Source organism: Mycetocola zhadangensis (genome assembly GCF_003668565.1).
GTDB lineage: Bacteria > Actinomycetota > Actinomycetes > Actinomycetales > Microbacteriaceae > Mycetocola_A > Mycetocola_A zhadangensis.
In genome coordinates this window covers 688459-702690 of the sequence record NZ_RCWJ01000001.1, presented here as the reverse complement: position 1 = coordinate 702690, position 14232 = coordinate 688459, and the positions used below count along the sequence as shown (strand labels likewise).

The window sequence follows — 14232 nt, the reverse complement described above, 5'->3', positions numbered from 1 at the left end:
CGCCGAATCACGCAAGGATGAACTGCCAGGTTCCGGCGAGCACGGCCGCGGTAATGGACACACCGGCAATACCCGCGCCGATGAGCACAAGCAGCAGTTCCGGGCGACCAACCGTCGACGGGCGAGCCCAGGTCCGTTCGAGATCGGAACCGAATCCCTTCGCTTCCATCGCCGTTGCAAGCTTGCTCCCTCGGCGAATGGCGAGCACGAGTAGTGCAAAGGCCTGACTACAGAATCGGGCGAAAAAGTTCGCGTCGCCGACACCCCGAGCACGCCGCGCCTGGCCAAGCGCACGCCAGTCGTCCACAAAGAGTCCAACCATCCGGAGCCCGGCGAGCCCTCCAAGCACGAAGCGGGATGGGAGCTTCAGGACCTGCGCGAGTCCGTCAGCCAGATCGGTCGGGTCAGTGGTGGCGAACAGCACGATGCTCGGCAGCCCGATCGCCAGGACACGAAGGGTGATCGCGACCCCGAGAGCGAGTGAACCCTCGGTGATCGTCGCGAAGCCCAGCGACGCCAGGACGGCGCCGGAGTCCTCTCCGTAGAGCACGGTCGTCAGGCCGGCGAAGGGCGCAGCCAGCCACAGCGGCGCCGTCCGCAACCAGAACCCGCGCGCGTCGAGGCCGGACCAGAAGAGCAGGATGCCGACGAGAAGCAGGGCGACCGACGCCGACACCACGTCGATCGACAGCAACAGGGTCACGCTGATGAGCACCGCGACGGCCAACTTCGCGACGGGATTCACGCGCGCGATGGCAGAATCGCGCACAGCCGGGATCAGACCTGTCATGACAGGACCGCCGACTGCGCGTCGAGCACGAATGTCCGATCCGACAGCGCCCGGACAAGCTCGTCATCGTGCGTCACCGTCACGATCGAGCTGCCCGAGTCGACCAGCTCACCAAGCAGGCCGACAAGCTCCCGCCACGTCGTGGCATCCTGACCGAAAGTAGGCTCATCGAGAAAAAGGATTTGCGGGCGGGTCGCAAGGATGGTCGCGACGCTCAGGCGACGTTTTTCGCCCCCTGACAGCGTGAATGGATTGGCGTCGGCGAGGCGATCGAGCCGGAGCCGACCGAGCAGTTCGTCGACCCGCGAGCGGATCTCCGGCTCGGACAGCCCGAGCGCGGCAGGCCCGATCGCCAGTTCCTTGCGCACGCTCGACGTGAGGAATTGGTGTTCGGGGTCCTGAAACACTGTGCCCATGCGGGTGAGCAAGTTGCGTGATTTCCAGCGAATCGGCTCAGGTCTGAGGCCGCGGCTCAGGGCGGGGCGCGCGGTCACTGTGCCGTTCAGCGGGGCGAGCAGTCCGGCGAGGGTGAGGGCGAGGGTCGACTTGCCTGCACCGTTTGGCCCCGTGAGAGCAAGACTTTCCGATTCGAACAGTGAGATATCGAGAGCGGATGCCACGGGCAGCGTCGTTCGTGAGGCGAACGGTGTTCTCCCCACCGTCAGGCCGTGCGAAGCAAGGAGCTCTCCGCCCCTGGCCGCACGCGTGGGCCGGGGAGGAGCCGTCGGCGGGAACGCGGGAACCCAGACACCGGCATGCGCGAGTCGCTGCCCGTGGACGCGCAGGACATCGGAGGGGGAACCGTCAGCCAGTACTCCCCCGGCCGGATCGAGGACGATCACCCGGTCGACGAGGTCCTGCCAGACGGCCACGCGGTGCTCGACGACGATGAGCGTCGCGCCGGTGTCTTCGATCACCTGTGCGACGACGTCCCGCACCTCGGCCACACCGGCAGGGTCGAGGTTCGCCGTCGGCTCATCAAGAAGAACGAGACCCGGGCGCATGGCAAGAACGCCGGCGAGGGCGAGCCGCTGTTTCTGGCCACCGGACAGCCGCGATGACGGATGCTCCAATGGGAGTCGGAGTCCGACCGCGTCGAGCGCCCAACGCACCCGTGGCCAAATCTGGTCGCGCGGTACACCGAGGTTTTCGCACGCGAATGCCACGTCGTCGCCGACTCGCGCGAGCACAACCTGCGATTCCGGATCCTGGAGAACGAGGCCGGCTCTCCCCCGAACGTCAGCGGGCCGCCTGCCGTCAATCCTCAGGTCGCCGAATGCGTCGCCCTCCTCGTCACCACCCAGGACACCGGCGAGGCCGGCCAAGAGGGTCGACTTGCCCGCGCCGGACGGTCCGAGGAGGAGGACACGTTCCCCTGGCTCGATAGTGAGGGTCAGCTCGGACACCGCTGGCGCCGAGCGTCCAGCATGCCGCCACCCCCACCCCGAAGCCGAGACCTGAGCTCCACGGACTATTCCCGCAGGGAAGCTGTCCCTCATTTAGATCGCCCGGCCTGCCCGAGCCTCATTGCCGGCAGCGAACCGTGACAGAGCGCCGGTTGCGGCGAGGCCGCGAACAGCGAACCACGGCAGCAGTCCGGCCAGAACGGTGCCTGACACGACGGCGCTGAGAAAATAGGTCATCTTCGCCCCGGCGTCGAGCGCCGCGTAGCTGGTGAATGTCGTGTCGAGCAACCCGACAGCGACGCCAGCGCCGGCGCCGGCAAGAAGCGCCACCCAGATTCGGAAGCTGCGGTAGAAGAAGAGTGCGAGCACCAGTTCAGCGCCGGCACCCTGGATAAGGCCCCAGATAAGGGTCTCGAAACCCCAAACCGTTCCGATGAGTGCCGAGACGGCGGCCGCGACCAGTTCGGTGTAGATGGCGGCACCGGGTTTACGAATGATGAGCCCGCCGAGAACGCCGGCGAACAACCAGCCGCCTGCGAGGAGACCGCCGAGTCCCGGGGTGAAGGCGAGGGCCGCGCTGAGCGGTCCCCAGGCCAGGCCCCAGGCCCAGAAGATGACGCCGGCCGCAACACCAAGAACGCTCGCGGTCACGATGTCCACGACGCGCCAACGTCCAGGTCGCTTCGCGAGCCCGCGCGTAGCGCCTGGAACCGTTTCAGGGTCGGTTGAAGTGGTGGATTCTGTTGATGTGAAATGCACTTTCGCGCCCTCCGTTAGGAAACAGGGCACGGGTAGCGAGAAGGTTGCCTCCCTGCGCTGGCATGACCCAGATCAGGTTCGACGGTCGAAGATTATGGAATCTTCCTCTCAGCCCGGTTCACCGGACTCCCGTGTTACTCAGGCGAGTATAACTCGAACGCTACTTCTTCAGTGCTTTGATGACGAAAGAGAGGGCCTTGCCTGCTGCCCAAACGAAGGGGATGCCAACGGCCAGGAGGGAGACAACGTTCGGTTCAAAGCGCAGCCCGCCGCCGGTCTTGAGATAGGCGCCGATCGGCAGGGCGAATCCGCCTCCACCGCCGCCGGAACCGGTTCCCTTGCCAGAGACCGCAGACGACGATGTATCGCCTTCGCCCTCCCCCTCGCCGACGCCGAAGCCGTACCACGCAAGTGCAACAGGAACGAGTTTCGCTCCGTCGACGTCTACCGGGTCCCCATAGACGGAGGTCACTCCGATTGACTTGAACCGGTCTGCCATTTCCAACGCGAGATTTGTCATGGCACTCACGCTACCGGCCTGAGCGAAGGCGCGCCACGGGTTGCTTTTGCTCTGGGCGAATCAGGACGACGGCGCGCGCGTTCCGCCAGCCGTGTCGTTTCCCTTTCGTCCGAGGAGCGAAGCGCGTCTCACCGCTTCACCACCGAACCGCGCGCGGAGCGAGTCGATGGTGGTCTCAGCCTCTCGCCATTCCTCGTCCGGATCCCACAGCGCCGCCATGGCGTCCTGCTCTCCGGTCAGCTGTTCCGCTCGCACGCCGATCAGTCGAACCGCCCTGCCGTTGAGCTGCAGTGCGGTGAGGAGTTCGTTTGCTTCCTCAAAGAGCCGCCGACCAACATTCGACGGCTCCGAAAGGGTTCGTGACCGAGTCACCGTGGTGAAGTCTTCGAATCGGACCTTGATGGCGACGGTCTTGGCGAACAGTTCCGCACGCCGAAGGCGAGCAGCTACCTGGTCGGCGAGTCGCAGCAGTTCGAGTCGCACCCGGGCGGGATCAGTCACGTCGACGTGGAAGGTGACCTCGTGGCCGATGCTCTTTTCCGATGTGGCCGTGACAACGCTGCGCGCGTCGCGCCCGTGTGCCAGTTCGTGCAGTTTGTGCCCGGTTGCCTCACCGACGGCTCGGGTCAAGGTGGTGAGCGGAGTTGCGGCGACGTCACCGACCGTATGCAGGCCGATGCGCAGCAGCGATTCTTCGGTCTTCGCTCCGACTCCCCACAGTGCGCGGATTGGCAGGGGGTGAAGGAAGGCCAAGGTTTGGGCTGGCGGGATGACGAGGAGCCCGTCGGGCTTCGCCCGGCCGGACGCGACCTTCGCGACGAACTTGGTGGCTGCCGCTCCGACTGAGCAGGTCAGTCCGGTTTCACGCTGTACCCGGTCTCGGATGTGCTGGCCGACGACGGCAGGAGAGCCGATCAGTCGGCGTGCTCCGGACACGTCGAGGAAGGCCTCGTCGATGCTCAGAGGTTCGACAAGCGGGGTGGCATCACGGAAGATGCCCATCACCTGGCGGGAGTACTCGGTGTAGCGCTCGTGGTGAGGGGGAAGAATCGTGGCCTGTGGGCACAGCCGAATGGCCTTCGAAACCGGCATCGCCGCTGTCACACCGAATCGTCTGGCCTCGTAGGTGGCGCTGGTGACGACACTGCGGCCCTCCGCATGGCCGATGATGACTGGCTTCCCGCGGAGTTCGGGATGATCGAGCAACTCGACAGAGGCGAAGAACGCATCCATGTCGATGTGGAGGATGTTCGCGCCGTCGTCGTCGGCGACGCCGTGCGTCACCTGCCGCGCGCTTCCATCCTGCTTGCTCATGGGTTCTATTCTCCCAGCTTTGACCGGGCACGAACCCCTGTCAGACGAGCGCGATGACGACCGGCTTGAGCCACTCGCGGAATGCGTTTGGGTCGTCGCGGAGTGACTCGGAGATGATCACGGTGTCTGGCGCGACCACCCATGCGCCCGGCTCCGCGACGGGAAGCACCTCGAGGTCGAGTCGGAACGACCCCGTCTGTCGACGCAATTCGAATTGTCGTCGTTGCACGAGTTCGTAGGCGTCAGCGAGCGGGTGTTCACGTGCCTTCACGGCGGCGAGATACTCGGCGTGCCGCTCCTCCACCCACGCGGTCACCGAGTCGTAGCAGCAGTAGACCAGGTCCTGCAGTTCGAGCGCTCGATCGAAAACCTCGAAGTGCGGCGGCCGGACCTGGCTGATGAATGGCCGGGTTTCCCGGCGAACGATACCCGCCCACCAGCCGCGCCATTGGGCTGCCAGTGCTCGCCTGTCGATGTCGGGCAGCGTGACCGGGTCCGGCTCGGGAATGACAGGAGGGACCTGTTCCTCGCACTCCCCTGACAGACCAGCGAGGTCTCTCAGGGCAAGCGCGAGGAGCAGATCCCTCGGGCAATCCTCTGTGATCTGCCAGCGAATCGAACCCTCGACCAGCATGGCAAGATGGTACCCCCGACATTTTAGGTTCGGAAGTGGGTAGCCAGCGTCAGCTCTGCGCGCGTTCCAAAACCAGTTCACGCACGCGGGCGGCGTCGGCCTGACCCTTCATGGCCTTCATCACAGCGCCGATGACCGCACCGGCTGCCTGCACCTTGCCGTCGCGGATCTTGGCGAGAACGTCGGGCTGCGAGGCCAGAGCGTCGTCGATGGCGGCGATGAGCGCTCCGTCGTCGGAAACAACGGCCAGTCCGCGAGCGTCGACAACCTCCTGCGGGGTGCCTTCTCCGGCGATGACGCCTTCGAGGACCTGCCGTGCGAGCTTGTCCGTGAGCGTTCCAGTATCGACGAGTCCCGCAAGCGCAGCGACGTTCTCAGGCGAAACGAGAGCGGATGCTTCAACTCCCTGAACGTTCGCTACCCGGCTGATTTCCCCTGTCCACCACTTGCGCGCAGCGGCGGGGGTCGCTCCTGCGGCGACCGTCTCCGTGATCTCGACGAGGAGGCCACCATTGACGACGTCCTGGAACTCGAGGTCGGTGAAGCCCCAGTCCGCCTTGAGCCGACGCCGACGCGCGGCGGGCGGCTCAGGCAGGGCGGCGCGCAGTTCCTCGATGAGTTCAACGCTCGGCTCAACGGGAAGCAGGTCCGGCTCCGGGAAGTACCGGTAGTCGTCAGCATCGCTCTTGGGCCGACCTGCGCTCGTGCGCCCGGTGTCTTCATGCCAGTGGCGCGTCTCCTGGATGATCGTGCCACCGGAGGCGAGGATCGCGGCCTGGCGCTGGATCTCGTAACGGATGGCGCGCTCGACCGAACGCAGGGAGTTGACGTTCTTCGTCTCTGTCCGAGTTCCGAGCGGTGCAGGCGGCTCGCCCGCTGCCGTTCGCGGACGCAGCGAGATGTTGGCGTCGCAGCGCAAGTTGCCGCGCTCCATCTTCGCGTCAGAGATTCCGAGGCTGGTGACGATGTCGCGGATCGTCGCGACATACGCTTTGGCCAGCTCCGGAGCATCCGCTTCGGCACCGTAAATGATGTCAGTCACGATTTCGACAAGCGGCACACCCGCGCGGTTGTAGTCGACGAGGGAATATTCAGCACCCTGGATACGACCGGTGGATCCGCCGACGTGGGTCAGCTTGCCCGCGTCCTCTTCCATGTGAGCGCGCTCGATCGGCACAGTGACGATTCGACCGTCTGGCATTTCCACGTCGACGGAACCCTCGAAGGCGATCGGCTCGTCGTACTGCGAGATCTGGTAGTTCTTCGCGAGGTCCGGGTAGAAGTAGTTCTTCCGAGCGAATCGCGACGACGGCGCAATGGAGCAGCCGAGCGCGAGGCCAAGGCTGATGGCGTAGCGCACAGCCTGTTCGTTGACGACAGGAAGCGCTCCTGGCAGGCCGAGGCACACCGGGCTGACATTTGTGTTCGCCGCTGAGCCGAACTCGTTCGGAGCAGACGAGAACATCTTCGTTTTGGTGTTCAGTTCTACGTGGACCTCGAAGCCAAGGACCGGCTCGAACAGTTCGAGCGCCTTGTCGTAGTCCATCAGGGCGTCTTTCGCCATTATTTTCCTCCCAGTGCCGGAGCCTGCGAGATCAGCGTGTGACCCCACTGTTGCTCGAGCAGAGCTTCGATTGCCGCGCCAACGCGGTAGAGCCGGGCATCCTCGCGCTGCGGCGCCATGACCTGGATACCAACGGGCAGACCGTCCTCGGGAGCGAGCCCGATCGGAACGCTGATGCCGGGGATGCCAGCGAGGTTGGCGGGGATGGTTGTGATGTCGTTGAGGTACATCGCCATCGGGTCTTCGAGCTTCTCACCGAATTTGAACGCGGTTGTCGGTGCGCTCGGTGTGACGAGAACGTCGACCTTCTCGAAAGCTGTGTTGAAGTCGCGCTGGATGAGCGTGCGGACTTTCTGCGCGCTTCCGTAGTATGCGTCGTAGTACCCGGCGCTCAGCGCGTAGGTGCCGAGGATGATGCGGCGCTTGACCTCTGGACCGAATCCGGCCTCGCGGGTTGCTGCCATGACCTGCTCGACGGTGCCGCCACCCTCGGGCTGCACACGCATGCCGAATCGAACCGAGTCGAACTTGGCGAGGTTGCTCGACGCCTCAGCCGGGAGGATGAGGTAGTAGGCGGCAACGGCGTACTCGAAGTGCGGCGCGCTGACCTCGATCACCTCGGCACCCTGCTGTGTCAGCAGAGCGACCGTCTCGTCGAAGCGGCTCTGCACGCCGGCCTGGAATCCGTTTCCGGTGAGCTCACGAACCACGCCGACCTTGAGTCCAGCGAGGCCCTCTCCGCGGGCGCCCGACCGGGCAGCGTCCGCCATCGAGGGCCACACGTCTTTCAGCGACGTGGAGTCGTGCGGGTCGTGGTGCGCGATCACGTCGTGCAGGAGTCCTGCGTCGAGGACGGTGCGGGTCACTGGCCCGACCTGGTCGAGGGAGGACGCGAGCGCGATCGCGCCGTAGCGGCTGACAGCTCCGTAGGTCGGCTTGACACCGACGGTGCCCGTGACGTGCGCGGGCTGGCGGATCGATCCGCCGGTGTCGCTTCCGAGGGCGAGCGGTGCTTCGAACGCGGCAACCGCTGCGGCCGATCCGCCACCCGAGCCGCCAGGGATCCGGTCCAGGTCCCACGGGTTGCGGGTCGGGCCGTATGCGGAGTGCTCGGTGGACGAGCCCATGGCGAATTCGTCCATGTTGGTCTTGCCGATGGGGATCAACCCGGCTTCACGTGACAGCCGCACCACTGTGGCGTCGAACGGTGACATGTAGCCCTCGAGGATTTTGCTTCCCGATGTCGACGGCATGTCGGTGGTCACGAGGACGTCCTTGACCGCGAGCGGAACACCAGCGAGGGGGCCGAGTTTCTCACCTGCGGCGCGGCGCTCATCGATACGGCGAGCGGTGTCGAGGGCGTCTGACGAAACCGCGAGGAACGCGTGCACGTCGGTGTCGACCGCCTCAATGCGGTCGAGGTGGGCCTGGGTCGCGTCGACGGCGCTGATCTCGCCGCTTTGAAGGTGCGTCGCCAGGTCAGCAGCGGTCATCCGAATGATGTCATTCACTACTGCTCCTCCCCCAGGATCGCCGAGACCTTGAATCGGTTGTCGGCGTGCTCGGGCGCATTCTGCAGCGTCTGCTCGATCGTCAGAGTGTTGCCGACGACGTCGGGACGGAAGACGTTGGACAGCGGAACGGGGTGGCTTGTCGCCGGGACGTCGGGGGTTGCGACCTCCTGAACCTTGGCGATGCTGTCGACGATCTGGTCGAGCTCGGTCGTGAGACTCGAGATCTCTTCGGGAGTGAGGGCGATTCGGGCAAGGTTCGCCAGATGCGCCACCTGCTCCTCAGAAATTTCAGACATGGGTCTCCGTCATATAAGTACTGGGGTGTCCTCCCATTCTATTGCGGCCCGGTGTCCAGGAACGTCGCCGAGCACCCTCCCCGGTTAGAGTGGGACGAGTGACCGATACCTCTACGCGTCCCTGGCTGGCTAACTATGCATCGGATGTCCCATTCGACATCCCGGTTCAGAACGGAACCCTCGGCGACCTCGTCAACTCATCGGCTGAAGCGCACCCCTCGCTCGTCGCCCTCGAGTTTTTCGGCGCCACGACCACGTATCGCCAGCTGCAGCGTGCCATCCAGCGGGTTGCAGAAGGGCTTCGCGAGCTCGGCGTGAAGAAGGGTGACCCTGTCGCCATCGTTCTGCCGAACTGCCCCGAACACATCGTCGCGTTTTACGCGATTCTCCGACTCGGTGCGATCGTCGTGGAACACAATCCGTTGTACACGCCGCGGGAACTTCGACACCAGTTCGAAGACCACGGCGCCAAGGTCGCCATCGTCTGGAACAAGGTAGTTGCGACGGTGCAGGACTTCCCCGAGGACATTGCGGTCGAGTCGCTCATCGATGTGGACATCACCCGGTCGATGACGATCGGAATGCGCATCGCACTGACGTTGCCGATTGCGAAGGCACGTGAGTCCCGCGACGCGCTCACCACGAAGACCAGGAACACCATCAGCTGGTCGCGCCTGGGCGCGGCGCACCCCATCGACCCCGCGCACCCGCACCCTGACGCCACAGACGTCGCCATCATCCAGTACACCTCAGGGACGACTGGACTCCCCAAGGGTGCGGTCCTCACCCACGCCAATCTGTTGGCCAACGCGGTGCAGGCACGCGCATGGACACCGACAATCACCCATGTCGGCTGCACCATTTACGCGGTGCTTCCCATGTTCCACGCCTACGGTCTCACCCTGTGCCTGACGTTTGCGATGAGCCTCGGCGCGCGGCTGGTCCTGTTTCCCAAGTTCGACCCGGACCTCGTCCTCAAAGCGGCAAAAAAGCATCCGCCCACGTTCTTGCCAGCGGTGCCACCGATTGCCGAGCGACTGCTCGCGCGGGCGAAAGAAAAAGATATCTCACTCCAAGGACTCGAGATCGGGATCACGGGCGCTATGGCGCTGCCACACGACCTCGTTGTGCCTTTCGAGGAAGCTACAGGCGGGTACCTGATCGAGGGCTACGGACTCAGCGAATGTTCGCCCGTGTTGATGGCCAACCCGGTGTCTGACGGGCGAAAGGCCGGCACAGTCGGGCTTCCCCTGCCCAGCACGGAAATCCGCATCGTCGACCCCGAGGACCCAACCGTTGACGTCGAGCCCGGAACCCCTGGCGAGTTGCTCGTTCGTGGGCCTCAGGTGTTCTCGGGTTACTACCGCAAACCCGAGGAGACAAATGCGGTCTTCGTCGGCGGCTGGTTTCGTACGGGCGACATCGTCACCATGGATTCGGATGGCTTCGTCAGCGTCGTCGACAGGATCAAGGAACTGATCATCACCGGCGGTTTCAACGTGGCACCGACCGAGGTTGAGAACACGTTGCGTCTGCACCCGGCCATCGCGAACGTCGCTGTTGTCGGAATGCCAAGTGCGCACTCCGGCGAGGACGTTGTCGCTGCGGTTGTGCTCAAGAAAGGCGAAAAAGCCGACCGAGAGTCGATCAGGCAGTTCGCCCGCGACAACCTGACGCCGTACAAGGTTCCCCGCCGCATCATGTTCATCGAAGAACTGCCGACGTCGCTGATCGGCAAGGTTCTGCGGAAGCAGGTGCGTGAGCAACTGCTGCACAAGGAATCCGGTCGTTCAGGACCGATCCCCTCCTAATCAGGCGAGGGCGTCGGGTCCTTTCGACACGAGCAGAGCGAACTGCTCAGCGTTGATGATTCGAAGACCGAGCTCCTCAGCCTTTGCGAGTTTGGAGCCAGCGCCCGGTCCTGCCGCAACAAAGTCCGTCTTCTTCGACACGCTAGATGCGGCCTTGCCGCCGGCCGCCATGATTGCCTCGAGCGCACCCTCGCGGGTGAAACCCTCAAGCGACCCTGTCGCGACAACGGTGACCCCAGCGAGGACGCCGCCCGCTTCGCCGGCGGCCCCGGGGCCGGGGTGCCCCGGCGTGGCGAATTGGACGCCAGCTTCGGTCCATTCGTCGATGATCTGACGGTGCCAATCAACCTCAAACCAGTCGATCACCGCGTCAGCGATGATGCCGCCAACACCCTCTGTCTCGGCGAGCTCGTCTCGTGTCGCGGCGCGGATGGCGTCGAGCGAGCCGAAGTAGTTGGCGAGGGCGCGCGCAGCGACCGGGCCAACGTGACGAATGTTGAGCGCGACGAGAATACGCCAGAGCGGTTTCGTCTTTGACGCGGCAAGATTGTCGAGGAGCTCGATAGCACTCTTTGACGGCACGGAGAATTCGTCACCGGAGAAGGTTTCCGATGTGGGGTCGAACGGACCGTCCTTCTTCGACCGGCGTCGACGGAACGGTGTGACCCGCTTGACCTCTCCGTCGTCTGTGACCTTGGGCAGTCCTGTCTCGAAGTCGAAGACCGTGACAGTGACCGGGAACAGGTCCTCGATGGTCATCGAGAACAGTCGCGCCTCTGACACGTCTCCGTTCTCGTCGGCAAGCGGAGGACGCGTCGGGTCAAGCGGCTGGCTGAGTGCGGCCGCAGCGACCTCACCCAAACCTTCAACATCGAGCGCCCCGCGAGAGCCGACGTGCTCGACCCGGCCGCGCACCTGAGCCGGGCAGGACCGTGAGTTCGGGCAGCGGAGGTCTTTGTCGCCCTCCTTCGCGGGCCGAAGCGGTGTGTCACAGGATGGGCACAGTTCCGGCATGACGAATGCGCGCTCGGTTCCGTCGCGTAGCTCGACGACCGGGCCAAGGATTTCCGGGATCACGTCGCCAGCCTTGCGGAGCACGACCATGTCTCCGATGAGGACACCTTTCGCTTTCACAACGTCCTGGTTGTGCAGTGTGGCCTGGCTGACCGTTGACCCGGCGACCCGGACCGGCTCGACCTGGGCAAACGGGGTCGCTCGCCCGGTTCTGCCGACGCTGACCACAATGTTAAGCAGCTTGGTGTTGACCTGTTCTGGCGGGTACTTGAATGCCGTCGCCCACCGGGGCGCCCTGCTTGTTGCACCGAGTTCGTCATGCAGCGCGAGCTCGTCGACTTTGATGACGATTCCGTCGATCTCGTGCTCGACACTGGCCCTGTGCTCGCCGAAGTAGTCGATGAACTCAATCACACCGTCGATGTTCTCGAAGACGCGATAGTGCGTCGATGTTGGCAGCCCCCAGCCAGCGAGGAGGTCGTACACCTCGCTTTGCGCGGCGACAGGAGGATTCGGCCAGGCACCGACGCCGTGCACCAGCATCTGCAGTCGACCCAGTCGGTTCTTCATCAGTTGCAGAGCGGCGGCGCTCTTACCTTCTGACTTCTGGCGAAGGCTGCCGCTTGCCGCGTTGCGCGGATTGGCGAAGACCTTCTCGCCTGCTGCCAACTGCAGTTCGTTGAGTTCGCGGAAGGATTCGACGGGGAAGAAGATCTCTCCGCGCACCTCCACGCGGTCGGGGTGCCCCGTGCCGCTGAGCCGACTGGGGATGGAGGTGATCGCCGCGATGTTCTCGGTGACGTCTTCGCCGACGACACCATCTCCGCGGGTCGCCGCGCTGACCAGTCGACCCTTCTCGTACCGAAGGTTGATGGCGAGCCCGTCGATTTTGAGCTCGGTGAGATAGTGAACGGACCGGCCAGACGCGCGTTCGACCCGCTCGCTCCAGCTCCGAAGCTCGTCGGCTGAGAACACGTTGTCGAGGCTCAGCATGCGCTCAACGTGAGTCACCGGGTCGAAGAGCGACGCCTGGGCACGGCCACCGACGGTCTGCGTCGGGCTGTCCTGACCCTGCAATTCAGGGAAGAGGTGCTCAAGCTGTTCGAGTCGATGCATCATTGCGTCGTACTCAGCGTCTGACACGAGCGAGGTGTCGCGCTCGTAGTAGGCATCGCGGAGTTCGATGATGCGAGTCGTCAATGCGTCGGATTCGGCTGCGGCCTGTTCGAGGTCGGCCGGAGTTCTCTGCGTGTCGGTGCTGTCAGTCACTCGTTCAGTCTAGGGAAAGCCACCGACGCTGCCCGAGGGGCTTGCGGACCGGGGACTCACCGCACCGATCGCACCGGAAGGATCGCTAAAGCACCGAGGATCGCGGCTGCACCGGCAGCCACGAACAGCGCGGGGAAGCTCCCAAATGTCGCCACAATCATCGCGCCGAACAGCGGGGCGAACGCCTGCGGCGCGGCCATGGCAATGTTCATGATCCCGAGGTCCTTACCTCGATCCTCCTGTGCAGGAAGCACCTGCGTCGCGAGCGCCTGGTCGACCGAGAGGAAACATCCGTAGCCCATGCCGAGCAGCCCCGCGGCCAGCAGCGCCGCGTCGAAACTCGGCACGAAGGCCAGAATGAGTGCGGCAATGCCCTGCAGTCCCGCCGCGGCGACGATGAATGACTTTCGTCGTCCGAGGCGATCGGAGAGATTCCCGAGGATAACCGAAGCCAGAATGACGAAGATCATGTAAACGAGTGTCAGCGCGAGCAGTCCGTCTTCCGCTTGCTCGATTTTCAGACCGTATTGCAGGAAGTAGAGCAAAAGCGTCGTGCCAAGCGCGTTGCCCAGGTTGACGAGCACTCGCCCGAGCAGAGTCCAGCCAAAATCCGGATGGGTGCGCGGGTCAATCCAGAATCCGGAGACCAGGGTGCGAAACGTCAGCCGAGCGCGGGCGCCAACGGGGAGCACCTCATCGGAGAAAGCGAAGAGCAGCGGAAGCACAAGCACAACGAGCGCGACCGACACCACAAGGTAACCGAGCAGTTGGCCGAGCGAGAGGAACGTCACCAGGGCCACACCGAGGATGATTCCGACCGCCTGTGGGGCGCTCATCCACCCCGAAACCGTCCCACGCTGGGTCACGGGCACCTGATCGGAGATCACCGCGGTCAGGGCGGCGGTCAGCATGCAGAACCCAGACAGGGCTGCGCACCAGGCCACACCTATCCCGACGATGTTTCCCTGAAACGCCAGCACCGCAAGCGATCCGGCGAACAGCACAGTCCCAGCGGCGATCCACGGCCGCCGCCGCCCGAAACGAGAGGTCGTGCGGTCCGAGAGCGCCCCGGTGAGGGGGTACACCACAAGAGCGCAGAGCCCGGCCGCACCCGAAATAATCCCGAACGCCACAACACTGTCGACCCAGTTGTCGGGAGAAACCGCCGCATCCACCTGTAGTGGAAGCAGAAGCTGAATCGGCGTCAGCTGGGCCATCCAGATGCCGAGCCACGCAGCGGCGAACAGCGCAATCCAACGGGAGGTTACCCGTCGGATGGGTTCGGCAACCGGGGTCTGGGGTCCTTCGGTAGTCGTGGACACGCAGTCAAGATAGCGCAGC

Annotated in this window: 12 protein-coding genes and 1 riboswitch; of the genes, 1 reads left to right on the top strand and 11 read right to left on the bottom strand. The window is 64.4% G+C overall.

The features are described from left to right. Nucleotides 1-7 precede the first annotated feature (7 nt). The 9 genes from D9V28_RS03350 to gatC form a co-directional block, all read right to left on the bottom strand. Nucleotides 8-790, bottom strand: coding sequence for an energy-coupling factor transporter transmembrane component T family protein (locus D9V28_RS03350; RefSeq protein WP_121658265.1), 783 nt, complete (start codon nt 788-790; stop codon nt 8-10). Beyond that, nucleotides 787-2196: an ABC transporter ATP-binding protein gene (locus D9V28_RS03345; protein ID WP_371869987.1), complete on the bottom strand. Its 1410-nt coding sequence runs from the start codon at nt 2194-2196 to the stop codon at nt 787-789. Before D9V28_RS03345 ends, D9V28_RS03350 begins: the two co-directional genes overlap by 4 nt. 93 nt (nt 2197-2289) lie before the next feature. After that, complete coding sequence (locus tag D9V28_RS03340; protein ID WP_229727708.1) at nt 2290-2856, bottom strand: ECF transporter S component; 567 nt, start codon at nt 2854-2856, stop codon at nt 2290-2292. A gap of 130 nt (nt 2857-2986) precedes the next feature. Beyond that, nucleotides 2987-3098: riboswitch (TPP riboswitch) on the bottom strand. Between the two features lie 17 nt (nt 3099-3115). Next, the gene (locus D9V28_RS03335) at nt 3116-3475 is read right to left on the bottom strand and encodes a hypothetical protein (RefSeq protein WP_121658262.1); all 360 of its coding nucleotides are present in this window, start codon (nt 3473-3475) and stop codon (nt 3116-3118) included. Nucleotides 3476-3535: 60 nt separating this feature from the next. Continuing rightward, nucleotides 3536-4789: a DNA polymerase IV gene (locus tag D9V28_RS03330; RefSeq protein ID WP_121658261.1), complete on the bottom strand. Its 1254-nt coding sequence runs from the start codon at nt 4787-4789 to the stop codon at nt 3536-3538. Between the two features lie 40 nt (nt 4790-4829). Continuing rightward, entirely contained in the window at nt 4830-5423 is a 594-nt protein-coding gene (locus D9V28_RS03325) for a hypothetical protein (protein WP_121658260.1), read from the bottom strand. A 49-nt stretch (nt 5424-5472) separates the two neighbouring features. Continuing rightward, on the bottom strand, nt 5473-6987 hold the full coding sequence (gene gatB / locus D9V28_RS03320; protein ID WP_121658259.1) for an Asp-tRNA(Asn)/Glu-tRNA(Gln) amidotransferase subunit GatB: 1515 nt from the start codon (nt 6985-6987) through the stop codon (nt 5473-5475). Beyond that, a complete protein-coding gene (gene gatA / locus D9V28_RS03315) occupies nt 6987-8498 on the bottom strand; it encodes an Asp-tRNA(Asn)/Glu-tRNA(Gln) amidotransferase subunit GatA (protein WP_121658258.1) in 1512 nt (503 codons plus the stop codon). The genes gatB and gatA overlap by 1 nt, the downstream gene beginning before the upstream one ends. Further along, entirely contained in the window at nt 8498-8797 is a 300-nt protein-coding gene (gene gatC, locus D9V28_RS03310; RefSeq protein WP_121658257.1) for an Asp-tRNA(Asn)/Glu-tRNA(Gln) amidotransferase subunit GatC, read from the bottom strand. The genes gatA and gatC overlap by 1 nt, the downstream gene beginning before the upstream one ends. Nucleotides 8798-8895: 98 nt before the next feature. Between gatC and D9V28_RS03305 the strand changes: the two genes are divergently transcribed. Next, nucleotides 8896-10608, top strand: coding sequence for a long-chain-fatty-acid--CoA ligase (locus D9V28_RS03305; protein ID WP_121658878.1), 1713 nt, complete (start codon nt 8896-8898; stop codon nt 10606-10608). Here D9V28_RS03305 and ligA read toward each other — a convergent pair whose 3' ends face one another. Then, on the bottom strand, nt 10609-12891 hold the full coding sequence (gene ligA, locus D9V28_RS03300) for an NAD-dependent DNA ligase LigA (RefSeq protein ID WP_121658256.1): 2283 nt from the start codon (nt 12889-12891) through the stop codon (nt 10609-10611). 56 nt (nt 12892-12947) lie between these two features. Then, entirely contained in the window at nt 12948-14213 is a 1266-nt protein-coding gene (locus tag D9V28_RS03295; protein ID WP_229727707.1) for an MFS transporter, read from the bottom strand. Between the last annotated feature and the right edge of the window lie 19 nt (nt 14214-14232).